We start from the raw sequence: 25244 nt of genomic DNA on the forward strand, positions 1-25244 counted from the left end.
TTCGACGATAAACGAATAAGAGAACACTATGACTACTCAAGTTTTAAATAGTGCCAGCGACAAAATGAGCTTCTTGGACCGTTACTTAACGGTGTGGATTTTTGTTGCAATGGCAATCGGTGTAGGTATTGGCGCAGCATTCCCTCAAGTTGCTGAGTGGAACGAGTCAATGTCAGTTGGTAGCACAAACGTACCGCTAGCGATTGGTTTGATTTTGATGATGTACCCGCCACTCGCAAAGGTGAACTACAACCTGCTAGGCACAGTGACGAAAGATAAAAAAGCAATCACGCTGTCTTTGGTCATGAACTGGATTGTCGGCCCTATTTTGATGTTCATCCTTGCATTGACTTTCCTAGGTGATCATCCGGGTTACATGGTTGGTATCATTCTGATCGGTCTTGCTCGTTGTATTGCGATGGTATTGGTATGGAACGATATCGGTGGTGGTAACAAAGAATACGGCGCAGCCCTAGTTGCATTAAACAGCGCTTTCCAAATCGTGACTTACAGTGTGATGGCATGGTTGTTTATCACTGTGTTGCCACCAGTCTTTGGTTACGAAGGTTTCGTGGTTGATATCTCGATGATGGACATCGCGGAAAGCGTTCTTATTTACCTTGGTATCCCATTCCTAGCGGGCTTCCTAAGCCGCAAATGGCTGGTCGCTGCGAAAGGTGAACAATGGTACAACGACGTATTCATCCCACGCATTTCACCAATTACGCTTATCGCCCTGCTTGCGACCATCGTACTGATGTTCAGCTTGAAAGGTGAAATGATTCTTGAACTGCCAATGGATGTATTCCGTGTAGCAATTCCACTGGCTATCTACTTTGTGTTGATGTTCTTTGTCAGCTTCTTCGTTGGTAAGAAAATGGGCATCGACTACGACAAAAATGCGTCGATTGCCTTCACAGCAACAGGCAACAACTTTGAATTGGCTATTGCGGTTTCTATCGCGGTGTTTGGACTAAACTCAGACCAAGCTTTTGCTGGTGTCATTGGCCCGCTGATCGAAGTGCCTGTGTTGATTGCTTTGGTGAATGTAGCATTGCGAATGAAAGCCAAATATTATGGCTAACCTAAAAAGCACAAAAAATACAAAAGCGGTAAAACATTAACTCACTACCGTTTTAATATACTCGCTGGGCGTTAGGCCGAACTTACTTTTAAAGCGTTGGCTAAAACGCCCCTCTGACTGATAACCACACAACTGTGCGAGCATAGCAACGTTATACGAGCCATTTTGCATCAAGTAAAGTGCGTGATTTAAGCGCACTTCTGCCAATACTTCACGATACTGGGTACCTTCTTGTTTCAGTTTGCGTATCAATGTTGCTCGGCTCATAGCAAAGTGCCCCGCGACCATGTCTAATGGATGCTCCTCCCCTGGAGAGCGCGATAAGTAACGACTAAGTTTCTGACTAAAAGAGATATGTGAACTCGAGAACAACCGATGCAATAACCCTCTCTCAGCTAGCTGCTGATATAGGCCCATAATCCAATAGCGTTGTGTCGCTTCACTTAAGCTTTCCCGCTCAAACGAAAACAAAGCATTTAACGTCGCTTTCAATGCTTTATCTGTCTCAACAACGGGTACATAGTTTCCTAATGCGTTGCTCATGCTTAGCTCCAACATTTCATCGCTAGGCACACAGTGAAAACTGAACATTCGAGAAAGAAATCGCCCTTGTAGAGGAAGGTTTTCAAAATTTAGGGATGCATTTGCTTCACAAAGCATGATATTTGGATCATGGATGTCGAGTACTTCATCTTTCCAGAAAAGATGTTTACTCCCCTTAACAATCTGAATAAGGCTTGGGGAGTGAATCCTGACATTACGAAGCTTCTGCTGCTGCTCCGCACGAAACAGCGTAACCTGATATTGGTGACCCATTCTCTCCCCTTATATTCAATTATCGCGTGTAAGTCGTGGTTAATGTCGCTTTACCCAAAGCAACACTATTCAAAGTAAACCCTACAATGGCTGGTGGCGTGTTTTCATCCAAGTTCAGTTCTTCAGTTGGCAATGCCCACACCGTAAACTGGTAACGATGCATCCCATCATTCTTTGGAGGACACGCGCCGCCGAACCCCGTTGTGCCGTAGTCAATACGAGATTCTTTGCCGCCTAACTTGTTCATATCAATGCCTCGAGGTAGCTCGCTAACGGTGGATGGAATATTAAACGCTATCCAATGCCAAAAACCACTGCCTGTTGGTGCATCGGGGTCATACACGGTGATCGCAAAACTTTTTGTGCCCTTTGGAGCTTCTTTCCACATCAATTGTGGTGATTGATTCCCGCCATCACATCCCCAACCAGAGTATTCAAATGTCTTCGCCATCGGGTGGCCTTCTTGAATATCTCTACTCACGAGTTCAAATGCATGGGCAGAACCGACCGCAAAAACACTCAATACCAAAACTGACTTGTATATCGCTTTCATGTTTTTCTTCCTTTCAATGAATTCAACACTAGTCTAAATACCCAGCAGTCCGAATCCTTGTCAGTAAGTATCAAAAACCACAAAATAATCTATAATTTTGACACTTTAAGATTCTAACACAAACTTCTTACTCTCTTAATTGCACTTGGTTTATGCTAATTAATCGCTCACGGAATAAGGAAGGAAAATGGAATTGGATATCTACGTGGTGGACGCCTTCACCGATACGCAATTCAAAGGCAACTCAGCAGCGGTGATACCTTTAGAGGAATGGCTAGCCCCAGAATTGATGCAAAATATCGCGACAGAAAACAACTTGTCGGAAACGGCTTTTCTAAAATCCATTGGCGCAAACCGATATGAGATTCGTTGGTTCTCTCCGATTACTGAAATCGATTTCTGTGGACACGCGACACTGGCCTCGTCGTTAGTTCTGTTTGATGAGTTTGGCATTAATGGCACGATTGAATTTCATACTCTGGAAGTAGGAACCCTCACCGTAGAGAAGAATGCGCAAGGTAAGATCGAGATGACGTTCCCTGCTCGTCCTCCAAAAGCCGTTTCTGATATTCCCTCGGCATTGATTGAAGGCCTAAGTTGCGATGTGGAACGCGTACTGCTTAGCCCTCAAGCGTATTTTGTGGTGGTCGGCAACCAGCAGGAGGTACTTGAGGTTCAATACCGTTCAGAGCACCTCAAGACACTCGCTCCTTACGATGTGGTCGTTACCGCAAAAGGCGATCAACAAGACTTTGTATCTCGTTACTTTTGGCCTGCAAATGGTGGTGACGAAGACCCCGTAACTGGCTCGATTCACGCTGGATTAGCACCGTTCTGGACAGAAGAATTAGGCAAGACGTCACTGGTCGCTTACCAAGCTTCTCAGCGCGGAGGTATTTTGCACTGTGAAGTTACTGGCGAACAAGTAAGAGTATCTGGCGACGGCGTGCTCTACATGAAAGGCAAGATTTTTGTTTAAATGATATTCATGTAATCAACTTAAAAGAGCCAAGTAAAGCACGGCTTCCGCAGGATCAAGCCAGCTTCAATAATTAATCAATTGATGAATATTGAAGGAATTAACTTCCTAGCCGGACAAAACTGACTCACGTTACACTGAATGCAGTCCCACACTCTTCTATAGCTTGATACGATTTCGAGCTCACCTTCTTAGAGGAAGCGTCGCATGATGAAGCGAATCATTCTTTGCACCCTAGCCCTGACTCTTTTAACTGCCTGTTCCAAAGATGACGGACAGCAAGCCCTTGGTACGCTTGAGCGTGACCGCGTAACTTTTACTGCAACCTCTAGCGAGATAATTCGTGCCCTACCCATTAAGGAAGGCAGCCAAGTCACCGAAGGAGAAGTGCTGGTTCAGCTCGATACAAAGAACCAAGAAGCCGTTTTAGCTCACGCCGTTGCCGAACAAGCCAAGGCTGACGCCTATCTTTTGAAATTGACCAATGGTGAGCGACCAGAAGACATTGCCGCAGCGCAAGCTCGCGTTGCCAGAGCGGAAGCTCAATTGATTGAAGCGCAAAAGAACTACCAACGTAAAGCGGAATTAGTTCGTAAAAAGCTCATCAGCCAATCAGAAAAAGACACCGCTTTAGCAGCCAGAGATTCTGCCCGTGCAGAGCTAGACTCCTCACAAGAAGAGTTCAGCAAACTGACCGCTGGCTCTCGTCCTGAAGATATTGAACAAGCGAAAGCCGCACTCATGGCAGCAAAAGCCGATGTGGCACTGCAAGAACAGAAACTGGCAGAACTCACCATCACGGCCACGCGAGATGGCTTGTTAGATAACCTACCGTTTAACCTTGGCGAACGCGTTCCTGTGAATGGTGTGGTTGCTGTAATACAAGCCAGCCGCGTCCCATACGCTCGCGTTTATGTTCCTGCTAACTATCGAGTCGACTTTGTGCCTGGTAAAACGGTTAACGTGCATGTAGATGGCGTTGAGCAACCATATAGCGGCACCGTTCGTTGGGTAGCGACTGAGCCTTCATTTACGCCTTATTTCGCGCTTACCGAGGAAGAACGCTCGCGTTTGATGTACTTAGCAGAAGTCGACCTTCAAGACTCAGCACAACCCTTGCCTTCGGGCATTCCAGCGCAAGTGGATTTGGTGGAGTAAGCCAATGACCGAATACGCGATTCAAGCTGAAAATGTAGTGAAGAAGTTTGGTGACTTCACCGCCATCAACAACATCACGCTTAATGTGCCCAAAGGCAGTATTTATGGTTTTCTTGGCCCTAACGGTTGCGGTAAATCGACAACCATTCGTGTGTTGACTGGCTTGCTTAGCCCAAGTGAGGGCAATGTCGATGTACTCGGGCTAGAGATCCCAAAACAATCTGAGCTTCTGCGCCTCAAGATTGGCTACATGACACAAAAGTTCTCGCTTTATGATGACCTGACGGTTCAAGAGAATCTTGAGTTTATTGGACAAATCTTTGGTATGGAAACCAAGGCCCTGAAAGCTCGCATCGAAGAACAACTAGCCACCTACGGTCTCGACCAGTTGCGTAAACAGCGCGTCGGCGGAATGAGTGGCGGCCAGAAACAACGCTTGTCTCTCGCCGCAGCCACTATGCACAAGCCAGAACTGTTGTTTCTCGATGAGCCCACATCTGCGGTTGACCCAGAGAACCGACGCGATTTCTGGGAGCAGTTGTTTGATCTCTCTGACCAAGGCACGACGATTTTAGTCACAACGCACTACATGGATGAAGCAGAGCGCTGTCATCGTCTGGCTATTATGGAAGCGGGCGAAATTCGCGCCGATGGTGAGCCAGAAGAACTCATGGCGCAAATGGGCGTTAACATCGTCGAAGTCAAAGCGGATAACTTGCGCGAGCTCAAAGAGAAAGTCATTCAGCGCGAAGAAGTCCGTTCTGCCGCACAGCTCGGCATTCGCTTACGCATTTTGATCCACCAGCACATCGAACAACCGATCGAATGGTTAACCCAAACCTTTCCTGAGCTTGAGGGCTGCGAGATGAACATTGCTCGTCCTAGCTTGGAAGATGTGTTTGTCAGTGTTACGGGAGAAGGTCGCCAATGATGAAATCTATTGCCCGTATGAAAGCGGTAATGATCAAAGAGATCCGTCAGCTTTCACGTGACCGCATTACCTTTGGCATGGTCGTGATGATCCCGCTAATTCAGCTTCTGCTGTTCGGCTTCGCTATTAATACCGATATTCGCAATATTCCCGTTGGTGTCGTTGATCAAAGTGGCAGTACCGCCGGGCGCGTGATTACCGAGTCCGTTAAAGTAACGCAAGTGGTCGATGTGGTTGAAACCTTTGCTACCGCTTCAGAAGCCGAACAAGCCATTCAAGACGGTTTGGTGCGAGCGGCTTTAATTCTACCTAGCGACTTAACCCAACGTATGGTGAAAGGTCGAGAACTTGGCCAGTGGATTGTGGATGGTTCAGACACCATGATCAGTTCTGCGATTCTCTCGCTACAAACCATGCCGTTAACGGATTTTGATTTTGAGATACGTCCTGCTCCAACCAAAACCTTTGAAGTTGCGCTGTATTACAACCCGAGTCGGCGCTCAGCGGTGAACATTGTCCCTGGTTTGTTGGGCGTGATTCTAACCATGACGATGATCTTGTTCACCAGTGCAGCCATTGTTCGAGAACGGGAGCGTGGCAATTTAGAGTTACTGATTACTACGCCAATCCACTCCATAGAACTCATGGTGGCGAAGATCATCCCTTACATCTTTGTTGGTCTGATACAGGTGTTTATCATTTTAGGCTTGGGGCACTGGATATTTGGTGTGCCGATAAACGGCGCCATTAGTCAGATACTGTTTGGTACGCTGCTGTTTATCGCCGCGAGTTTAACCTTAGGTTTGGTGATATCCACCATTGCGACGACGCAGCTTCAAGCAATGCAGATGACGGTGTTTATTCTTTTGCCATCGATTCTTCTTTCCGGATTTATGTTCCCTTATGAAGGAATGCCCATCGCGGCACAATGGATATCCGAAGCGCTGCCTGCCACCCACTTTATGCGAATTATTCGTGGTGTGGTGCTGCGTGGTGCAGACCTAATAGAGCTATGGCGAGATACAGTTTGGTTACTTGGATTCACCGTTATCGGCCTTATTGTCGCTTCATTTCGCTTCAAAAAATCACTCGACTAATCCCACGATATTGCGTTCATTCCTTAAAAACAAAAATAGCCCCAACGAAGGGCTATTTTTTGTTTGTGTATTAATACACTGTGCTATCGAGCTCAACTCTCAGACAATATTAATAGTACTCACCGTAGGAACAATCTCGTAAATCGGAAATATCGTAGTTTTTCAAAGAGTTTATTTTAAAGTTGAACACTACCTGTTTACAGACAACGCCTTCGCGATCCGTGTACGTGATAATACCTTCACTGTACGCTCGCTGACCATCAGAGGATGTCACGTCAGCAACAAGTTCCAAATGGCCCTTATGCGCGTCTACGCGATTCATCATCTCAAACACATCTACCCACTCTTCGCGATTTGCCATTTGTATTAGCATCGACTTCGCCTGTGTTTCCAACTGCTGGGGGTATACATAATAACGGTTGTAACCAAAGTATGCGCACATAAGTAATAAAACGAGTGCAAATGAGGTTGTTCTTGTCATACAAGCTTCCTCTTGTTGTTATAAAAATCTTGCTTCGTTAATTCAGTATAGGAAGCGAGCAAAGTTTAGGTTATAGAACTTGCCCAAATAACAGGGGACAGTCAGAGACAGTCAATTCTATGACAAGCTCAACAACAAACTTTATTGCACTCTCATCATGGGCTTGAACAAAAATACGCCACAGAGACAGTAAGAAGTAAGAAGTAAGAAGTAAGAAGTAAGAAAGGAAAACTAACCGGAGCGCGGTGATAACAGAAAAGTAAAAGGAGTTTGAAGAAAAAGACAATCGAGTGAATGTAGTGAGAGCGGAAATCAAGAGTAGATTATCCGCCCATCAACTAGGCTCAAATTGTCAGTGCCCACAACAACGTGACTCGCCGAATTTAAACGTGTTGGTAACTATCTTCGAGAGACTCTGTCTGCGTTGTCTTTTCGCTCACTTCCACTTTAACCGCAGCGACCTTGAACTCAGGGATCTTCGCATGCGGGTCAGTTGCCGTTGTCGTTAGGCGGTTGACTGGCGATTCAACAAAGTGGAATGGAATGAACACCACTCCTTTTTGAATACGCTTAGTCACAAAAGCATCAATCTCAATGCTGCCGCGACGTGTAGACACCGTCAGACGCTGACCATTACTGATGCCAAGCGCTTCTGCGTCTTCCACGCTCACCATCGCACGAGGGCCAGCAAGATTATCCAACCCTTTGGTTTTGCGCGTCATGGTGCCGGTGTGGAACTGCTCAAGCACACGACCAGTCGTTAACACAAGCGGATACTCCTCATCTGGCAGTTCAGCCGCATAACGGAACGGTACGCCCACCATTTGCCCTTTACCACGAGTAAACTGGGTTTGGTGCATGATGCGAGTACCCGCAGGGTTGTTCTTATTGCTCGGCCATTGCACACCGTTTGGCGTAATGGCGTCCCAACGAAGACCCGCGTATTGAGGTGTCACTCGTGCAATTTCGTTAGTGATATCAGACACACAGTGGTAGTCCCAATCACTGCCCATGGCATTGGCGATTTCTTGAATAATCCACCAATCTTCTTTTGCCTCACCCGGTGCCGTGACAACCGGATTCACACGCTGAACACGACGCTCCGTATTGGTGAAGTGCCCCGCTTTCTCTGCAAACGAGCAAGAAGGCAGAACCACATCCGCGTATTGAGCGGTTTCCGTTAGGAAGATGTCTTGAACAACCAAGAAGTCGAGCGCTTCTAAACCTTCAATCACATGCGCTTGGTTCGGGTCACTCAATACTGGGTTCTCACCCATGATGTACATACCACGAACGTCACGATGGCAAGCCGCGTCAATGATTTCTGTCAGGGTTAAACCTTGCTCAGAAGGCAGATTTGGTGCGTTCCATTCAATAGCAAACTTCTGTCGCACAATTGGGTTGTATACCTTTTGATAGCCCGGGAAGCTGTTTGGCAAAGCGCCCATATCACACGCGCCTTGCACGTTAGATTGACCACGTAGCGGGTTAATACCACCACCTTCAATACCGATGTTGCCACACAGCAATTGCAGGTTAGCGATAGAACGCACGTTGTCATGACCTGTCGTGTGCTGAGTAATCCCCATCGAGTAGTAAACAGCCGTACGATCTGCTGTACCGATCATGCGCGCCATTGCTTGAATGTCTTCGGCTTTTACGCCCGTAACCAACTCCACTTTATCGAGGTTATAAGCTGGTGACATCACTTCTTGCAGTAAGGTATCAAAGCCGTCGACACGTTCTTCGATGTACTCTTGATCGTACCAGCCGTTCTTAATGATCTGCTGCATGACACCGTTTAGGAGCATCACATCCGTACCCGGACGATGCGCCATATACAGCTCAGCATGCTCTGCCATATCGACACGTTTCGGGTCAGCCACAATCAAGCGAGCGCCGTGGTGACGAATTGCTTGTTTGATGTGTGAAGCGATGATCGGGTGCGCCGATGTGGTATCCGAACCGATAATAAAGATCACATCCGAGTGCTTAATGCTTGGAATGTCGTTGGTCATTGCACCACTACCGAGTGATGCCTCAAGACCGGTTACACTCGATGCGTGACACAAGCGCGCACAGTGATCGACGTTATTGGTGCCTAGTTCACGACGGACAAATTTTTGGAACGCGTAGTTGTCTTCGTTGGTGGTTTTCGCTGAAGAGAAACCCGCCAATGCGTTGCTGCCAAAATCTTGCTTGATGCCAGAGAACTTGCTTGCAATCAGTTGAATCGCCTCTTCCCAACTCGCAGGCTGCAACCAACCGTCTTTACGAATCAAAGGCGTGGTAAGACGCTCTTCACTGCCGATGAAATCAAAACCAAAGCGCCCTTTCACACACAGCATGCCTTGGTTCACTGGCGAGTCACCGCCCTTCACGTAACGAATCGTATTGGTTGCTTCGTCCACGAACATAGTCAACTTACAACCCACACCACAGTACGTACAAATGGTGTCGACCGCTTTCAGATCTTCAGTACGGCCTTGCGAACGGTCACGACTATCGACCATTGCGCCCGTTGGACACACTTGAACGCACGCGCCACATTGCACGCAGTTCGAATCACCCATTAGGGTTAAGCCATTCTTGTTACTTCCAAAGTGTGGACGATCGTCAGGACGTAATGCCGGACGACCTTGTTTATCGCACACGAAGTTCAGTACACCGTGTACGGCTTTGTCGCGGCACGCTTGGATGCACTGACCACAGCTAATACAGCGGTTAGCATCAAACTCAATAAACTCAGAGCTGCGGTCAACTTCGTACTTATGACGCAAGTCTTTCGCACGAAGATCTAACCAATCTTGATGCGATTTAATCTGCAAAGAGAAGTCAAAGCTTTGCTCAGCCTCATATTCGGTGGAGTAATCACGCAGCGCACAATCAGTATTTGCCTGACAGCCACATTCTAGACAGCGCGCAGCTTCCTTCATTGCTTCTTCGTTATCAAAGCCCAACTCCACTTCAGCGAAGCTTTGCTCGCGTTGTGCTGGAGTCAGCTCAGGCATGATAGATCGAGCAACTTTCTGGATGTTCTCGAAGTGAAGCGGATCGACTTGAGAGAGCTTCTTCTCTTTGCGCGAGTTGAACGCCGCCTTTGGCATGTCTGCCATATCACCATTCAAAAACAGGTCAATGGCTTTTGCCGCAACGCGACCATCACCCACCGCTTCAACTGCCGTTGCTGGGCCGCGGCGGAAATCACCAATACTGAAGATGTTGCCCGTGCCAGTGTGCATGGTCTTTTCATCTGCATCTGAGGTGTTCCAACGCGTAAGCGGAATCGACAAATCTTCACCTTCGAGGAAGCTCAGGTCTGGCTTTTGCGATACTGCTGCAATCACGGTGTCGAACTCTTCGGTGAAGAACTCGCCAGTTGGTTTAGGGCTTCGACGACCAGATGCATCCGGCTCACCCAACGCCATGCGCTCTAGGCGAATCGCACTCACGCGTCCAGTTTCATCGGCAAGGTTTTCTGCCGGGTTGGTCAAGAAGTGGAATTTCACCCCTTCGTGTTCCGCTTCGACAATCTCGTAGTCTTCTGCCGGCATTTCGTCACGGGTACGACGGTAAATCAACGTGGTGTCTGCACCAGCACGACGCGCAGTACGAGCACAGTCAATTGCCGTGTTACCACCACCGATCACCGCGACTTTCTGACCCGTTACATAGTTTTGCTCGGTAACGTAATCTTTTAGGTAATCAACGCCTAAGTAGCAACCTTCAAGGTCACTGCCTGTGTAATGCATTTCGACCGCTTGAGACGCGCCGACCGCCAAACACACCGCGTCGTATTCTTCGCTCAATTGAGAAAGCGTGAAATCCACACCTAGCTTTTGATTGGTGTGAACTTGCATACCGTTGCGGCACATCAATTCGATTTCTTTATCGAGAATGTCTTTTGGTAAACGGTATTCAGGAATACCGTAACGCAACCAACCGCCCGCTTTTGGCATGGATTCAAAGACCGTAACGTCGTAGCCTTCGTTCGATAAGTAATAGCCAGCCGTTAGACCACCAGGGCCACTGCCGACGACGGCAATGTTCAAACCTTTACTTGGTTTCTTTTCTGGTACATAGGCTTCATGCGCAGACAAATCCGCATCCGCGGCATGACGTTTTAGCTGGCGAATTGCAATAGGCTCATCGACTAACGAGCGGCGACATTCACTCTCACAAAATGCCGGGCACACACGACCGATCGATAGCGGCATAGGAAGCGTACGCTTAATCACTTCAATCGCTTTTTGATGATCGCTCTGTGCGATGTGATAAAGGTACGATTGGATATCCACGCCCGCTGGACACGCGGTTTTACATGGCGCTTCACAATCGGCGTAATGGTCCGTCATGATGCAGTTGAGTGCTTTTCTGCGGTGCTCGCTTAATTGTTCTGATTGCGTGACCACATTAAGGCCGCGGTAAACTTCAAGTTCACACGCACGCTTAGTACCGCCGCTTTCGACTTCAACCACACACAAGTCACACGGTACTTTTTCATTACTTTTGTTCATTCCGCACAGCGATGGGATCTCGACCCCACACACTTTTGCTGCTTCTAAAAGGGTTAGACCCTCTTCTACAATTCTATATTTTCCATCGATGACAATTTCTATCATGCAACCCCCGCAGCAAAGCAAATCCAAATCTGCATAAGTAAAACCATGCATTCTATAAGGATAATCATTTGTAAGACAAGTTAGTGTGATGTAAAACTTATAAACCACATTTTTCACGTGTCATAAAAAGCGAGGGCTTCTTTCGCTAACTTTCAACACTCGGTGTTTAACAAACGTTTTACTCCCTCGAAAGTGCGAAAACAGAAGGGTTGGACTATTTTGATAATAAGAGTAATAAATGATTGACCTTACCCTTAGGTTAACCTTTAGAATCGAAGGGTTTTCATCATTTTCATCAAACACATGGGAAAGGGTATGCACTTAAAATCGCTGCATACAATCTGGTTAACTCTCTTCACGACGCTAGTGCTATTGGTATCTAGTGTGGCGAACAGTGAGCCGTTGATGAATATTCAAATGATGTCTACTGGCATGGCTCACCATCCTTCTATGATGGGTGACAGCGAACACTGCGGTATGCCTGGCATGATGGACGTCTCTATGACTGACGGTTCTATGTCCGAAGATGGCGATGCAAGAGAAACCAGCATGAACTGTGGTGGAGGCTCTGGCATGATTCATACCTGCTGCACTGCCGCGTGTACGATAGTTTTCGTCCCCCTACCGAATCCTATCAATAGCCCAATGCCCGTTGTCTATCGCGCAACCATTACTCCTGAAGTTGCTTCCCCAGTCGTACACGTCAGCCGCGACCTATATCGACCTCCTATAGCCTAAATCCGTCCTAGCATTCGACCCTGCGCGTATATCGCAGGTTGTTTTAATGCGCCTGAACGATGAGGTAACAAGGCTTTACTGTTCCCGCAATAAAACCCGCACCTCCATCGATCCGGCGAACACTGGATTTAGATTATGGATATCAAACCATACCGCTTAGCTGCACCTATTTTTATGGTGGCTCTGGTCGCTGCGCCAACCTTGGTTAACGCCGCAGGTAAAGAGACGCACGCAGCGCAAAATTCCGCTTCAAGTGAGCGAGCTTCAACGACCAAGCTTGCCCAACTGATCAACGTCGCTTTGAGTAACGATGGCAATCGTAAGCAATACTCTGCGCAATCTGCTGCCATGCGTGAAACGGGCGTCGCAAGTGCAACCTTGATGGACCCAAAACTGAAAGTGGGTTTTGGTGGCTTGCCTGTCGACAGCTTCAAATTCGATGAAGATCCAATGACCAACATCTCCGTTGGTTTAATGCAACAGTTTGAGCGTGGCTCTACCCTTGATTTACAGCAGAAGAAAGCCAATCAACAAGCCGACGGCCTTGGGCTTCAAGTGCATGCTCGTGAGCTTGAGGTAGCCAACAGCATGACTCAACTTTGGTTAGAGCTTGGTTACCAGCAACGCGCTGAGCAAATCTTGCTTGAGAACCGCAAGTTGATGAAGGAGATGGAAAGCTTTATTCAAACCAACTATTCGATTGGTAAGAGTGAAGCGCAAGACCTACTCAACGCTCAATTACAAGTCAGCAAGTTGGATGAGAAACTGCAAGCCAATGCACAAATGCAACGTCGTCTTATCTCTCAACTCTCCGAATGGTTGGGGTCAGATTGGTTGGCAAACGAACAGGCTCTGCACGCGAGCAATCAATTGAACTGGGACACACTGAACAACAAACTTGCTGCGAGTCAGGGTTCCACCAAGCATTATCAGCAACTCAGCCAACACCCGATGGTTAAGATGGCCGACGTCAGCATTTCTGCCAATAAAACTCAGGTGGAAATTGCTGAGCAAGCCTACAACCCACAATTTGGCGTCGAAGTAATGTACGCCTACCGCCAAGCCGACAACATGATGGGTGAACCTGCCTCCGATTTGGTCAGCGCTTACCTCACAATGGACATTCCGTTGTTTACGGGTGACCGCCAAGATCGCAATCTCGCGGCCGCTCAATACCAAGTTGGCGCGGCACAATCACAAAAAGACACCTTACTAACGCAGATGAATGCCAAGGTGAACACTTTGCTGGTTGATCGCGGCAACTTAACCCAACGCTTAGAACGTTATCAATCCACCTTATTGCCTCAAGCGAAAGCGCGCATTCAAGCCGTTGAGCGGGGTTATCAAAACAACACAGCGCAGTTTAACGATGTGATTTCTGCCACGACTGACGAGTTGGCTCTGCAATTAGAGCAACAACGTCTGGTGACCGATCTCAACATCGCAAACAGCAATTTAGCCACCCTACTCGGTGGTTTCGACTATCAAGTCGAGCAACCAGAACTGTCTGAATTTAAAAAATAATAAGGTAAAACAATGAAAACATTACAAGTTGCAACCATCGCGCTGATTGTTGGTGGTGCTTTAGGGTTTGGTGCTAATCATTTTCTTACGGGCTCGGCTCACGACATGAGTGCGATGGGTGGTGATTCTGCTGCAAGCTCTAATGATCCGCTTTACTGGGTTGCCCCAATGGATCCGAATTACAAACGCGACAAGCCGGGTAAATCCCCAATGGGCATGGATTTGATTCCGGTTTACGCAGAAGACCTATCCGGTGAACAAGACGCACCGGGTACTGTGACTATCGACCCTTCAGTAGAAAACAACCTCGGGGTTAAAACCGCAAACGCGACACTACAACAGCTATCACCACGCATCGAAACGGTTGGCTATATTGCCTTTGATGAAAGTCTGTTATGGCAAACCAACGTTCGTGTTGCGGGTTGGGTAGAAAAACTCTACATCAATGCTGTGGGTGAGAAAGTGAAGAAAGGCGATGTGCTTTTCACGCTCTACTCTCCTGAACTGGTTAAAGCACAAGAAGAATTGCTGAATGCGTACCGTACTGGCCGCAAAGGTCTTGTAAAAGGGGCGACCGAACGCTTGGTAACGCTTGGGGTTGACCGTGCTCAAATCAAATCCATTACTCGTAGTGGTAAAGCATCGCAAACCATTGAAATCAAAGCGCCTGCTGATGGCGTTATCGCGAGCTTAAATGTGCGTGAAGGTGGCTATTTGTCCCCTGCTCAAGCGGTGATCAGTGCAGGTCCTTTGGACAATGTTTGGGTTGATGCGGAAGTCTTTGAGCGTCAAGCACACTGGATGAAAGCGGGCTCTCAAGCCACGATGACCCTTGACGCGATTCCGGGCAATGAATGGCAAGGTGTCGTGGATTACGTGTACCCAATCCTCGATCCGAAAACACGTACGTTGCGTGTGCGCCTTAAATTCCCTAATCCAGATGGCGCATTGAAGCCAAACATGTTCGCCAATATTGCCTTGCAGCCTGTCACTGACGACGCAGTATTAACGATTCCTAAATCATCTGTTATTCGCTCTGGCGGTATGACTCGCGTTGTTCTGGCGGAAGGTGATGGCAAATACCGCTCAGCTCGAATTGAAGTTGGCCGTGAAGCTGGCGAACAAATCGAAGTATTACAAGGACTTAAACAAGGCGATAAGATCGTTACTTCATCTCACTTCATGCTCGATTCTGAATCAAGCCAGTCGGCGGATCTGTCTCGCATCAATGGTGTAGAAGCAGCGGCAGAAACAGCATGGGCCAAAGGTGAGGTCACGGATGTGATGAAAGAGCACCGCATGCTGACCATCAACCACCAACCTGTACCAGAATGGGATTGGCCGGGCATGGTAATGAACTTCACTTTTGCAGATGGCGTTGAGATGGGTGACTTGAAAAAAGGTCAGGCTATCGAATTTGAAATGCAAAAGACGGAGTCCGGTCAGTACCAAATCGTTGACTATAAGGCAGACAACAGCGTCATTGCAGCAGAAGTTTGGCTAACTGGTGACATTAGCATGCTGATGGCTGATTTTGGCATGATCACCTTAAACCACCTACCGGTTGCAGAATGGAACTGGGATGCTGGCGAGATGAACTTCTCTGTGGGAGAAGACGTTGATCTATCGGGTTTTGAAGAAGGACAGAAAGTTCGGTTTCTAGTTGAAAAACAAGGATCTGACTACGTTCTTAAACAGCTAGTTCCTGCAACAACAGCCGTCGAGGGTTAATTATGATCAATGCTATTATTCGTTGGTCACTGAGCAACCGATTCCTAGTGTTGGTCGCGACCTTAGCTCTTATATTAGTCGGACTTTACAGTGTAAAGAATACGCCTGTTGATGCGATTCCGGATCTTTCTGATGTGCAAGTGATCATCAAGACAAGCTATCCGGGTCAGGCTCCTCAAGTCGTCGAGGATCAAGTCACTTACCCACTCACCACCGCCATGCTTGCCGTGCCGGGTGCTGAGACAGTTCGTGGCTACTCTTTCTTTGGTGACTCTTACGTTTATATCATTTTCAACGATGATACCGACATGTACTGGGCACGTTCACGCGTGTTGGAGTACTTGAGCCAAGTAGCACCAAAGCTGCCACCGAACGCAAAACCAACCCTAGGTCCTGATGCAACGGGCGTGGGCTGGGTTTACAGCTACGTATTACAAGACAAAACTGGCAAACATGATTTGGCGGATCTTCGCAGCCTGCAAGATTGGTTCTTGAAGTACGAATTGCAAACCGTTGATGGCGTTTCTGAAGTTGCGACCGTGGGCGGTATGGTGAAGCAGTATCAAGTGCAGATTGATCCTGCCAAGCTGCGTGCGTACAACCTCACTTTGCAACAAGTGAACATGGCAATCCAAAACGGCAACCAAGAAACCGGCGCGTCTGTTATCGAAGTTGCGGAAGCCGAACACATGGTTCGTACCACGGGTTACCTAACCAGCATTGAAGACATCAAATCACTGCCTCTCAAAGTCACCGAGAAAGGCACGCCGTTGCTATTAGGTGATATCGCAGACATTAACCTTGGTCCACAAATGCGCCGTGGTATCTCAGAGCTGAATGGCGAAGGTGAAGCGGTAGGTGGTGTTATCGTGATGCGCTTTGGTGAGAACGCCAGTGAAGTGATTGCGAAAGTCAAAGACAAACTCGCAGACCTACAACGCAGCCTGCCAGAAGGCGTGGAAATTGTCGCAACCTACGACCGCTCTACCCTTATCGATTCAGCGGTAGAAAACCTATGGAAAAAGCTTGCAGAAGAGTTCATCGTCGTTGCGATTGTGTGTGCGCTGTTCTTGTTCCACATTCGTTCTTCATTGGTTATCGCTCTGAGTCTACCGGTTGGCATTCTCACTGCGTTTATCGTAATGCATTGGCAAGGCATCAACGCCAACATCATGTCCTTGGGCGGTATTGCGATTGCCATCGGTGCCATGGTGGATGGTGCAATCGTGATGATCGAAAACGTTCATAAGCACATTGAACGAACACCACTAACCGACAAGAACCGCTGGCAAGTAATAGGTAAAGCCGCAGAAGAGGTCGGCGCACCGCTGTTCTTCTCGTTGCTGATCATTACTCTTAGCTTCGTACCGGTGTTCGCCTTAGAAGGTCAAGAAGGCAAGATGTTCTCGCCGCTTGCGTTCACTAAGACTTACGCCATGGCAGCGGCAGCAGGTTTGGCAATCACACTCGTGCCCGTGCTTATGGGCTACTTCATTCGCGGTAAGGTGTTACCGGAGCACAAAAACCCGGTTAACCGCGGTTTGGTCGCGTTGTACCGTCCGCTGTTGAACACCAGCTTAAAATACCCTAAGACCATGATTGTTATCGCATTAGGTCTGATGGCGTCGGCTTACTATCCAACCAGTAAACTGGGTAGCGAGTTCATCCCGCCGCTGGATGAAGGCGACTTGATGTACATGCCAACGACCTATCCGGGTATCTCGATTGGTAAAGCGCGCGAGCTTCTACAACAGACCAACAAGCTGATCAAAACCGTTCCAGAAGTGAAAACCGTATGGGGCAAGATTGGCCGGGCTGAGACCGCAACCGATCCAGCGCCACTCACCATGATTGAAACCGTGATTCAGTTGAAGCCACGCGATCAATGGCGTGAAGGGGTAACAACCGAGTCACTGCGCAAAGAGTTCGACAAGTTGGTTCAGTTCCCTGGTCTTACTAACGCTTGGGTAATGCCGATCAAAACGCGTATCGACATGCTGGCAACGGGTATCAAAACCCCTATCGGCATTAAGATCGCCGGACCCGATCTGAAAGTGATTGAGAAGATCGGCTCTCAGTTGGAGCCAATTCTTAATGGCGTACAAGGCACGGCATCGGTTTACGCAGAACGTGTAGCAGGTGGTCGTTATGTCACGATCGACATTAAACGTCGTGCAGCAGCGCGTTACGGCTTGAGCATCAAAGACGTTCAACAGGTGATCTCGACCGCGGTGGGCGGCATGAATGTAGGTGAAACCATCGAAGGCTTGGAGCGTTACCCAATCAACGTTCGTTACCCACAAGACTACCGAGATTCAGTGGTTAAACTGCAAAACCTACCATTGGTGACACCAAATGGCGCTCGTATTGCGCTGGCTGACGTAGCGGACATTCGTTACGAAGATGGTCCTCCAATGATCAAGACGGAAAACGCACGTCCAAACGGCTGGGTATTTGTCGACATTGATGGGCGTGACCTTGGCTCTTACGTCGTGGAAGCACAGCAAGTCGTGGCTGATCAATTGGAACTTCCTGCGGGTTACTCGCTGGCTTGGTCTGGTCAATACGAATACATGGAGCGTGCGAAAGATCGCTTGAGTGTCGTGGTACCAATCACCATCGCCATCATTATGCTGCTGCTTTACTTCAGCTTCCGTCGTGTCGGTGAAGTGATGATCATCATGCTTACCCTACCACTCGCTATGGTTGGTGGTTTGTGGCTCATGCATATCCTCAACTACAACTTCTCGATTGCCGTTGGGGTCGGCTTTATTGCCCTAGCAGGCGTCGCGGTTGAAATTGGGGTCATCATGCTCGTCTACCTCAACCAAGCGTGGCACTACAAAAAACTCGATGCAGAAGAGAGCCAACAGAAGCTTGAGGCGAAAGACCTAACTGATGCCATTCGTGAAGGTGCAGGCCTGCGTGTTCGCCCAGTAATGATGACGGTACTGACGGTCATTATTGGTCTGATTCCGATCATGTACGGCGAAGGGACAGGATCAGAAGTAATGCAACGTATCGCCGCACCAATGATTGGTGGTATGGCATCAGCGCTGCTGCTGACGCTGTTGGTACTTCCAGCCATCTTCAAGCTGTGGAAACAACGTGAGTTGCGTCAAAGCAATGCGACTAATCACCAAGCTAGCACTCAAGCTAGTGACGTAAACAACAAGGCTTAATCCCTACCTTCCTCTCAAACATGCCGTTTGAGGGGAAGCAACCAAGTTATTAATGAATTAAAACAAGGATATAAAAATGAAAAAGACACTAATCACTCTTGCTCTAGCCCTAACAACAACGACTGCGTTTGCTCAAATGGATCATTCAAACATGGACCACGCGAACATGGATCATAGCAATATGAAGCATGAAAACATGGACCACAGCAGCATGAAGATGGACCACAGTAAAATGGACCATTCAAACATGATGGATATGCCGGGCATGTCGGCAGTAGGTATGCCAGCGAAAGGGGCAAAGCCAGACAAGGTGGTACACGTTATCTTGGGTGATGACATGACCATCAAGTTCAAGAAAGACGTTAAGATTGAGCCAAACGATGTGGTGCAGTTTGTAGTCATGAACACCGGTAAGATCAACCACGAGTTTACGATTGGTTCGGCTAAAGAGCAGCTAGAACATCGTGAAATGATGAAGACAATGAGCGGCGATCACATGCATGACTCAGGCAACGCAGTTACGGTGGAACCAGGCAAAGCGAAGCAATTACTGTGGCACTTCCACGGTGACAACAAGGTTGAGTTCGCGTGCAACATTCCGGGCCATGCAGAATCGGGCATGGTTAAAAAGATTGAACTGTAAGTAATTATCCAAATAGACAAAGGAGCTGATGATTCAGCTCCTTTTATTTCTGGATCAAACTATTCGTTAGCTCATGATAAGAAATTCTGAGCCAGTGTCTCTCGCTAAGATATTTTTGTGACCGAATCACCGACGTAATATATAAGCCAAACTACAGGCCTTGATAGCAACACTCTTCTCCCCATATTGAGACCGTTTAAGCGTATTGCAAAGAATCCTACATAAAATAGACATAGATTTAACAGTGTTTAGAGTATTGGCTCGTTATAGTTTACGTGACATCGCTACCGTGCGAACTAAAACTAAAATTGAAGAACACGATCCATGAAAAAGTTATTTTTGTTGGCTGGGCTAATGGTTTGCTCAACCCTAAGTTACGCGTCCCAATTGAATGAGGACATTTCTCTCCTCGAGCAACAAACCTCAAGCAGAATTGGGGTGTCAGTTTGGGATACCCAAGCAGACGAGCGTTGGGATTACCGTGGCGATGAACGCTTCCCACTCATGAGCACATTCAAAACCCTAGCTTGTGCCAAAATGCTAAGTGATATGGACAGCGGTAAGCTAAGTAAAAATGCGACCGCAAAAGTCGATGAGCGCAGTATCGTTGTATGGTCTCCAGTGATGGATAAGCTCGCAGGCCAAAACACACGCATAGAGCACGCGTGTGAAGCCGCTATGTTAATGAGTGATAATACCGCAGCCAACTTAGTATTAAATGAAATTGGCGGCCCTAAGGCCGTAACAATGTTTCTGCGAACAATTGGAGATAAAGCAACGCGCCTAGACAGAATAGAACCTCGCTTGAACGAAGCCACACCAGGCGACAGCCGCGACACAACCACACCTAACGCCATACTAAACACTCTTCGAACTTTGGTCGAAGGCGAAACGTTGTCTTATGAGTCTCGTGTACAATTAAAAATCTGGATGCAGGACAACAAAGTTTCAGACTCGTTAATGCGTTCTGTATTACCAACAGGTTGGTCTATTGCAGACCGTTCTGGTGCGGGAGGTCATGGTTCGCGTGGCATTAACGCGATTATATGGAAGGAAAATCATCGACCTGTTTACATTAGTATTTATGTCACAGAAACCGAGCTCTCACTTCAAGCTAGGGACCAACTCGTTGCGCAGATAAGTCAGCTGATTTTACAAAAGTACAAAGACAATTAAGTCACCACTCACCTGACCCTATTTGTATCCTTTTCTAGCCCTTCTCTTCCAGAAGGGCTCATTCTGTACTTCCATCTTAAAAACACCACTTATTGAGTAATGACTTACTTATAAATAGGTATAAGATTTACTTATTTAGGGTGAGTTAACGCCCACATTAAGCAACCAAATGCACACAAACGGCGATAATTGAACCATACTCTTACCAAGAAGCACATTTTCTACAAAATAGCTTCACGTAATTTATTGTTGGTATTTGCAACATTGCCAAGGAGATGTCTATTGAGACTTGAAAGAACTTTAACCCTGATGACTTATCGATGCAAAACATGGAAAGTCCGATATGTATGCCGATAGGGTTTGTTCACTTTTTAGCTCAATCGGAAACACTACAGCAAGTACTTGATACGGTGGCAGAATGGATAAATCGTATATTTAATTCTGACCGTGCGAGTATCACACTTTATGAAAACAATGATCATTTAAAGGTCTACTCTTTCTCTGGTAGTAAAGCGATTCCTGCTGAATTTTTAGTGCCCATTCATCAAGCGTTTGTTGGCCGAGTGTTCAAAAAGCAACAACTGATGATCTGCGACGATGTTACGCAATCTGATGAGATCGATTGTGTGATGCTCGCATCCAATGGTATGGGTACGTGTATGGACGCGCCTTTAATGCACGGTAAAGTCTGCCTAGGAACGCTTAATGTTGCGCATCATCAAACGCACATTTACACAAACGAACAAGCGGCACAGCTTCAGTGCATCGCTAATTGGATTGCTTTAAACATTGCCCTTCATATACAGATTATGAAAATGGAACACCTCGCCACGACGGATGATCTAACAGGTATTCCAAACCGCAGAGAGTTCATGCGACAAATCGAAAGCCGCCTAAATGAATACCGAACCCTGGGCATTGACTTCCATGTTGCTATTTTAGATCTCGACAATTTTAAAAGCCTCAATGACCGATTTGGTCATGACGCAGGCGATAAATCACTGATCCATGCAGTTAATACTATTAAAAGTCATCTACTTGATTGTGACTTACTTGCCAGAGTTGGTGGTGAAGAGTTTGCCATCGTATTAAGAAGTCGCTCATCACAGCAAGCTCTAGACACATTAGAAACGATTCGTAATGCACTAGAAACGACGACCGTTCAACATTCAGGTTGTGATATGAGCTTCACCGCGAGTATTGGGGTAACTCAAGTCTGTCGTCTCGACGACTCATTTGAACCACTTGTTAAACGCGCCGACTTAGCACTTTACAAGGCAAAGGAAACCGGAAGAAATCGCGTTGAGTTTCATATTGGTGAAGAAAGGTAGAAAAAATAAAAAAAGGTAGCGACTCATTGCGCTACCTTTTATCGGTTCTAACCCGCTTAAAATAACTAATACGAACTTTAAGCCAGTTAAAAATAAGAATGAGCAAATTTAATTATGCTTTCTTAAGATCTTTAGCTGGGTAAGTTAGTGTTTTTTCGCCTGCTTTTACATGTGTGTAAAAACCGCCACTGCTTAAACCTGTAACAACCATTTCGCCAAGATCGATACCTTTAGTCGCTACTACTACGTCACCGATTGAAAACATATTGAATACCTTGTTTGTTTAGATTAAGACACTAAGTCGTTGCGCGGTATTTAATACGATATTAGGCAAAGCACCTAATCGAGTTTTTTATCGTAAAGATTAATTTATATTTGTCGTGAACTCTAAGTTTCCACATTGAAAATCACAGGATATTTTCCAAAAAAAGATGCGCGATTCTTGTGAAATACGGTAATATTTTCTAGCATCAAGTGCGGAGGTATTCTCCGCCCTCATTGGAGAAAAATGATGAAGAAAGGCCTAAAAATGCGTGCATTAGAGCGTTCTGATTTGCGCTTTATTCATGAACTGAATAACAACCGAAATATCATGGCCTACTGGTTCGAAGAGCCTTACGAATCTTATGACGAGCTCGAAGAACTTTATCGAAAACATATACATGATGACGCTGAAAGGCGTTTTGTCGTCGAAGATGAAGACGGCATCGTAATTGGCTTAGTTGAGCTGATCGAGATTAACTACATTCACCGCAGCGCGGAATTTCAGATAATCATCGCCCCAGAGCATCAAGGCCGAGGTTATGCGACAGAGATGATTAATCGTGCGTTAGATTACTCATTCTCAATTCTTAATCTACGTAAAATCTACTTATTAGTCGCAGTGGATAACGAAGTCGCTATTCACTTATACAAAAAGTGCGGCTTTATCGAAGAAGGTCACCTTGTAGAAGAATACTTTATTAACGGCGCTTACAGCGATGTTAAGCGCATGTATATATTAAAACACCAGTACCAGAAAAAGATCGAAGAAAACAACTCAATTCACTAGTTCATTCTATCAAAGTAAAAACGCAGCTATTTGGGCTGCGTTTTTATTTATTCAAATTGATATTGATATGATAATACGATGCGCTTGTCTGCTTCATCCAAATAGGTGTTGTTGTCCATGACAAACGTCATTACGTTAAAAGAGTGGCGTTTGCTCACGAGGTAACCAAGACCAATACCACCAAAGAAGCCTTTGTAGTTCTCTCCTTCACTGTTTTCTGAGCCGTAAGTGCCTGCTGCGAAGCTGATTAACGTCAGCTCTTTGGTAAACGATTTCAGCGCAAATGCACCAACGTAACCGCTACTGCCTGAAGAGCTCATCATATTGAAGCCATTCTCTGCACTTGGCGTACCCGTAAAGTTAGGCTCGCTACAGAGACTACTTTCTGCACCGTCACAAACAGGAACATCACCAGTGTTGTACGTATAGCCTGCCATTGGGAAAATTTGGAAGCCTGCTGGCTCAATCCCGAAATAACTTAGCGGCATAAAGGTACCAACGCTGTAGTTGGTTTGATCCGCGCCGTTTACGTATTCATTTTTACCGAAGTTGAAGTTCACGATACCGACCGGAAACAACCACGAGCCACCAATACGCCACTCGCTCGCATCATCATTGATACGCAGGTTGATTTTGCGCGCTTGGTCAAGCGCAAGTGAGCCCGAGAATGAGATGTTTTGATCATCAAAATCGTAGTTGTTTGCGTACGACGCGCCAAATTTCGTGATGACTTTTGTTGGGTCATCCGCCAACTTGTTTTTATTGTCTTTTACTCGATGCTCGGCACCATGAGCCAGCGTACTGACCAACAAAGTCGTACACACTAACGCTAGTTTGTTTTTCATTTTTTAGTCCTTTGAGATGTTGAATACCCGCACTTAGCTGCGCAGATATTTTTTGAATCATCACTCACTGGATGTGACAAAAGCGCCCTAACTACCTTAGATGGTGTGACAGCATCCAGTGCAGGTAGTTAGGGTAGAATGGCCTGTAAGGAAGGCGTTTTAGCGATTAGGAATGATTAGTTTTTCCAGTTGTAGCTCATGCTCATGAAGTACAGAGCAGGCCCATCAAAACCAGCTTGTAAGCGTGGCGTTTCTGACGATTCCATCAAGATCGCTTCAAACGCGAAACCAATTGAGTTTTCTGAATCCAATTTGTAATCAATGCCTGTACCAATGCGGTACGCCTTGCCAGTAGGAACGGTAATGTCACCGTTTGATTGACTTTCATACATGCTGGTATCGAATGCAAAACCTGCATTCCACATCATTTTTTCATTCAGTTTGTACTGAGTACCCAATGCGATTTGGTAAGTGTCTTGTGTCTCTACGTTCAGCGTGGTTGTGTATTCGCTCCAGTCTTGCCAGTTCACGTTCCACATCACCGCTAGGTCATCATTCACTTCGTGGTAAGCACTGAAGATCAGTTGTTGCGGAGCAATGGAGTTACTATTGTCGAATTCAAATTCGGTTTCAGAAGAGTAAGACAGACCAAGACGCGTGCCTGGTGTTGCTTCATAAAGCACACCTACTCGGCCGTTGAGCTGAGTATCTTGGTCTTCGTCATTGAAGTTCAAGGCTCCCTTCGTTTCCACTTCATACATACCGTACTGAATGCCAAGCGCCGCACCCACAGACCAGTGATCATTGATGCGGTAAGAAGCGGAAGGTTGAATGGTCAAGGCTTGCGTCGTTGCTGTAGGAATATCTACATGATCACCCAAAAGACCTTCGTACTCGAGGCCAAGACCGTAGTTGCCATACAGACCAATACCCAGCGTCCATTTGTCGTTCACTTGTTGGCTGTAAAATGCCGACGCCATAGGAACAAAACCAATCACGTTGCCTGCATCGCCAGTCATCGTGTCTAGTTGCGCGTCACCGTAAAGGCCAATCAGGTTACCAGAGAAAGATTTACCAGAAACATTCGCCAGACCAGCCGGGTTTGCTGCCATTACTGAGGCATCTTGCGCACGAGCCGCCATACCAGCGGATGCCAAACCAATATCCGATGCTGTGGTTTCGTAAAGGTATAACCCACCCGCTTGCGCAGCAGCACAAGTCAGTAGAGAACTCGCTACGACGATTTTTGAAAGATTTTTCATGTTAAAACCTATTATTGTTAGGGGAACCCACGCTGCGACG

At 46.8% G+C, this 25244-nt stretch carries 20 protein-coding genes; 13 read left to right on the forward strand and 7 right to left on the reverse strand.

Annotated elements, in window-relative coordinates; genetic code table 11:
* The first annotated feature begins 28 nt into the window (after positions 1-28).
* A complete protein-coding gene (gene arsB / locus R7O13_RS05605; protein ID WP_005385145.1) occupies positions 29-1084 on the forward strand; it encodes an ACR3 family arsenite efflux transporter in 1056 nt (351 codons plus the stop codon).
* 36 nt (positions 1085-1120) lie between these two features.
* Here arsB and R7O13_RS05610 read toward each other — a convergent pair whose 3' ends face one another.
* On the reverse strand, positions 1121-1900 hold the full coding sequence (locus R7O13_RS05610) for an AraC family transcriptional regulator (protein ID WP_017635229.1): 780 nt from the start codon (positions 1898-1900) through the stop codon (positions 1121-1123).
* A gap of 19 nt (positions 1901-1919) precedes the next feature.
* Complete coding sequence (locus R7O13_RS05615) at positions 1920-2453, reverse strand: YbhB/YbcL family Raf kinase inhibitor-like protein (protein WP_017635230.1); 534 nt, start codon at positions 2451-2453, stop codon at positions 1920-1922.
* Between the two features lie 187 nt (positions 2454-2640).
* On the opposite strand from R7O13_RS05615, the gene R7O13_RS05620 reads away from it, so the two are divergent.
* The 4 genes from R7O13_RS05620 to R7O13_RS05635 all read left to right on the forward strand — a co-directional run bounded on the left by R7O13_RS05620 (position 2641) and on the right by R7O13_RS05635 (position 6618).
* Complete coding sequence (locus tag R7O13_RS05620; RefSeq protein ID WP_115386742.1) at positions 2641-3432, forward strand: PhzF family phenazine biosynthesis protein; 792 nt, start codon at positions 2641-2643, stop codon at positions 3430-3432.
* A gap of 207 nt (positions 3433-3639) precedes the next feature.
* On the forward strand, positions 3640-4590 hold the full coding sequence (locus tag R7O13_RS05625) for an HlyD family secretion protein (RefSeq protein WP_373417462.1): 951 nt from the start codon (positions 3640-3642) through the stop codon (positions 4588-4590).
* A 4-nt stretch (positions 4591-4594) separates the two neighbouring features.
* Positions 4595-5521, forward strand: a complete 927-nt coding sequence (locus tag R7O13_RS05630; RefSeq protein WP_041056887.1) for an ABC transporter ATP-binding protein — start codon at positions 4595-4597, stop codon at positions 5519-5521.
* Positions 5521-6618, forward strand: a complete 1098-nt coding sequence (locus tag R7O13_RS05635; RefSeq protein ID WP_318088624.1) for an ABC transporter permease — start codon at positions 5521-5523, stop codon at positions 6616-6618. Before R7O13_RS05630 ends, R7O13_RS05635 begins: the two co-directional genes overlap by 1 nt.
* 109 nt (positions 6619-6727) lie before the next feature.
* On the opposite strand, the gene R7O13_RS05640 is transcribed toward R7O13_RS05635, so the two are convergent.
* Positions 6728-7099, reverse strand: a complete 372-nt coding sequence (locus R7O13_RS05640) for a hypothetical protein (RefSeq protein ID WP_248486213.1) — start codon at positions 7097-7099, stop codon at positions 6728-6730.
* A gap of 383 nt (positions 7100-7482) precedes the next feature.
* Complete coding sequence (gene fdhF / locus R7O13_RS05645) at positions 7483-11721, reverse strand: formate dehydrogenase subunit alpha (protein WP_318303251.1); 4239 nt, start codon at positions 11719-11721, stop codon at positions 7483-7485.
* 315 nt (positions 11722-12036) lie between these two features.
* Here fdhF and R7O13_RS05650 point away from each other — a divergent pair, with 315 nt between their 5' ends.
* The 7 genes from R7O13_RS05650 (at position 12037) to R7O13_RS05680 (ending at position 22046) form a co-directional block, all read left to right on the forward strand.
* Positions 12037-12459, forward strand: coding sequence for a hypothetical protein (locus R7O13_RS05650; protein WP_222711935.1), 423 nt, complete (start codon positions 12037-12039; stop codon positions 12457-12459).
* A gap of 135 nt (positions 12460-12594) precedes the next feature.
* Positions 12595-13983, forward strand: a complete 1389-nt coding sequence (locus R7O13_RS05655; protein WP_318303252.1) for a TolC family protein — start codon at positions 12595-12597, stop codon at positions 13981-13983.
* 12 nt (positions 13984-13995) lie between these two features.
* Positions 13996-15714: an efflux RND transporter periplasmic adaptor subunit gene (locus R7O13_RS05660; RefSeq protein ID WP_222711937.1), complete on the forward strand. Its 1719-nt coding sequence runs from the start codon at positions 13996-13998 to the stop codon at positions 15712-15714.
* A 2-nt stretch (positions 15715-15716) separates the two neighbouring features.
* Positions 15717-18896, forward strand: coding sequence for an efflux RND transporter permease subunit (locus R7O13_RS05665; protein WP_318303253.1), 3180 nt, complete (start codon positions 15717-15719; stop codon positions 18894-18896).
* Positions 18897-18972: 76 nt separating this feature from the next.
* Complete coding sequence (gene copI, locus R7O13_RS05670; protein WP_213969321.1) at positions 18973-19539, forward strand: copper-resistant cuproprotein CopI; 567 nt, start codon at positions 18973-18975, stop codon at positions 19537-19539.
* A gap of 324 nt (positions 19540-19863) precedes the next feature.
* Positions 19864-20715 (forward strand): carbenicillin-hydrolyzing class A beta-lactamase CARB-42, encoded by an 852-nt coding sequence (locus R7O13_RS05675; RefSeq protein ID WP_005375420.1) that lies wholly within the window; start codon positions 19864-19866, stop codon positions 20713-20715.
* A 347-nt stretch (positions 20716-21062) separates the two neighbouring features.
* A complete protein-coding gene (locus R7O13_RS05680; RefSeq protein WP_017635242.1) occupies positions 21063-22046 on the forward strand; it encodes a diguanylate cyclase in 984 nt (327 codons plus the stop codon).
* A gap of 112 nt (positions 22047-22158) precedes the next feature.
* On the opposite strand, the gene R7O13_RS05685 is transcribed toward R7O13_RS05680, so the two are convergent.
* Positions 22159-22311 (reverse strand): hypothetical protein, encoded by a 153-nt coding sequence (locus tag R7O13_RS05685; protein WP_005375418.1) that lies wholly within the window; start codon positions 22309-22311, stop codon positions 22159-22161.
* 246 nt (positions 22312-22557) lie between these two features.
* On the opposite strand from R7O13_RS05685, the gene speG reads away from it, so the two are divergent.
* Positions 22558-23097: a spermidine N1-acetyltransferase gene (gene speG / locus R7O13_RS05690; RefSeq protein WP_005375417.1), complete on the forward strand. Its 540-nt coding sequence runs from the start codon at positions 22558-22560 to the stop codon at positions 23095-23097.
* A gap of 47 nt (positions 23098-23144) precedes the next feature.
* On the opposite strand, the gene R7O13_RS05695 is transcribed toward speG, so the two are convergent.
* Together R7O13_RS05695 and R7O13_RS05700 are read right to left on the reverse strand one after the other, a co-directional pair.
* Positions 23145-23942: a hypothetical protein gene (locus tag R7O13_RS05695; protein WP_005385112.1), complete on the reverse strand. Its 798-nt coding sequence runs from the start codon at positions 23940-23942 to the stop codon at positions 23145-23147.
* Positions 23943-24118: 176 nt separating this feature from the next.
* Positions 24119-25204: an OmpP1/FadL family transporter gene (locus R7O13_RS05700; RefSeq protein ID WP_318303255.1), complete on the reverse strand. Its 1086-nt coding sequence runs from the start codon at positions 25202-25204 to the stop codon at positions 24119-24121.
* Positions 25205-25244: the final 40 nt, after the last annotated feature.

The organism is Vibrio sp. Y176 (assembly GCF_033438945.1).

Excerpts from the sequence above, each read along its gene's own strand:
- R7O13_RS05685 (WP_005375418.1), bottom strand. The coding sequence starts at position 22,311 with ATGTTTTCAATCGGTGACGTAGTAGTAGCGACTAAAGGTATCGATCTT.
- R7O13_RS05655 (WP_318303252.1), top strand. The coding sequence starts at position 12,595 with ATGGATATCAAACCATACCGCTTAGCTGCACCTATTTTTATGGTGGCT.
- R7O13_RS05625 (WP_373417462.1), top strand. The coding sequence starts at position 3,640 with ATGATGAAGCGAATCATTCTTTGCACCCTAGCCCTGACTCTTTTAACT.
- R7O13_RS05700 (WP_318303255.1), bottom strand. The coding sequence starts at position 25,204 with ATGAAAAATCTTTCAAAAATCGTCGTAGCGAGTTCTCTACTGACTTGT.
- fdhF (WP_318303251.1), bottom strand. The coding sequence starts at position 11,721 with ATGATAGAAATTGTCATCGATGGAAAATATAGAATTGTAGAAGAGGGT.
- R7O13_RS05675 (WP_005375420.1), top strand. The coding sequence starts at position 19,864 with ATGAAAAAGTTATTTTTGTTGGCTGGGCTAATGGTTTGCTCAACCCTA.
- R7O13_RS05620 (WP_115386742.1), top strand. The coding sequence starts at position 2,641 with ATGGAATTGGATATCTACGTGGTGGACGCCTTCACCGATACGCAATTC.
- R7O13_RS05650 (WP_222711935.1), top strand. The coding sequence starts at position 12,037 with ATGCACTTAAAATCGCTGCATACAATCTGGTTAACTCTCTTCACGACG.
- R7O13_RS05665 (WP_318303253.1), top strand. The coding sequence starts at position 15,717 with ATGATCAATGCTATTATTCGTTGGTCACTGAGCAACCGATTCCTAGTG.
- arsB (WP_005385145.1), top strand. The coding sequence starts at position 29 with ATGACTACTCAAGTTTTAAATAGTGCCAGCGACAAAATGAGCTTCTTG.
- R7O13_RS05615 (WP_017635230.1), bottom strand. The coding sequence starts at position 2,453 with ATGAAAGCGATATACAAGTCAGTTTTGGTATTGAGTGTTTTTGCGGTC.
- copI (WP_213969321.1), top strand. The coding sequence starts at position 18,973 with ATGAAAAAGACACTAATCACTCTTGCTCTAGCCCTAACAACAACGACT.
- R7O13_RS05610 (WP_017635229.1), bottom strand. The coding sequence starts at position 1,900 with ATGGGTCACCAATATCAGGTTACGCTGTTTCGTGCGGAGCAGCAGCAG.
- speG (WP_005375417.1), top strand. The coding sequence starts at position 22,558 with ATGAAGAAAGGCCTAAAAATGCGTGCATTAGAGCGTTCTGATTTGCGC.
- R7O13_RS05635 (WP_318088624.1), top strand. The coding sequence starts at position 5,521 with ATGAAATCTATTGCCCGTATGAAAGCGGTAATGATCAAAGAGATCCGT.
- R7O13_RS05680 (WP_017635242.1), top strand. The coding sequence starts at position 21,063 with ATGCCGATAGGGTTTGTTCACTTTTTAGCTCAATCGGAAACACTACAG.
- R7O13_RS05660 (WP_222711937.1), top strand. The coding sequence starts at position 13,996 with ATGAAAACATTACAAGTTGCAACCATCGCGCTGATTGTTGGTGGTGCT.
- R7O13_RS05695 (WP_005385112.1), bottom strand. The coding sequence starts at position 23,942 with ATGAAAAACAAACTAGCGTTAGTGTGTACGACTTTGTTGGTCAGTACG.
- R7O13_RS05640 (WP_248486213.1), bottom strand. The coding sequence starts at position 7,099 with ATGACAAGAACAACCTCATTTGCACTCGTTTTATTACTTATGTGCGCA.
- R7O13_RS05630 (WP_041056887.1), top strand. The coding sequence starts at position 4,595 with ATGACCGAATACGCGATTCAAGCTGAAAATGTAGTGAAGAAGTTTGGT.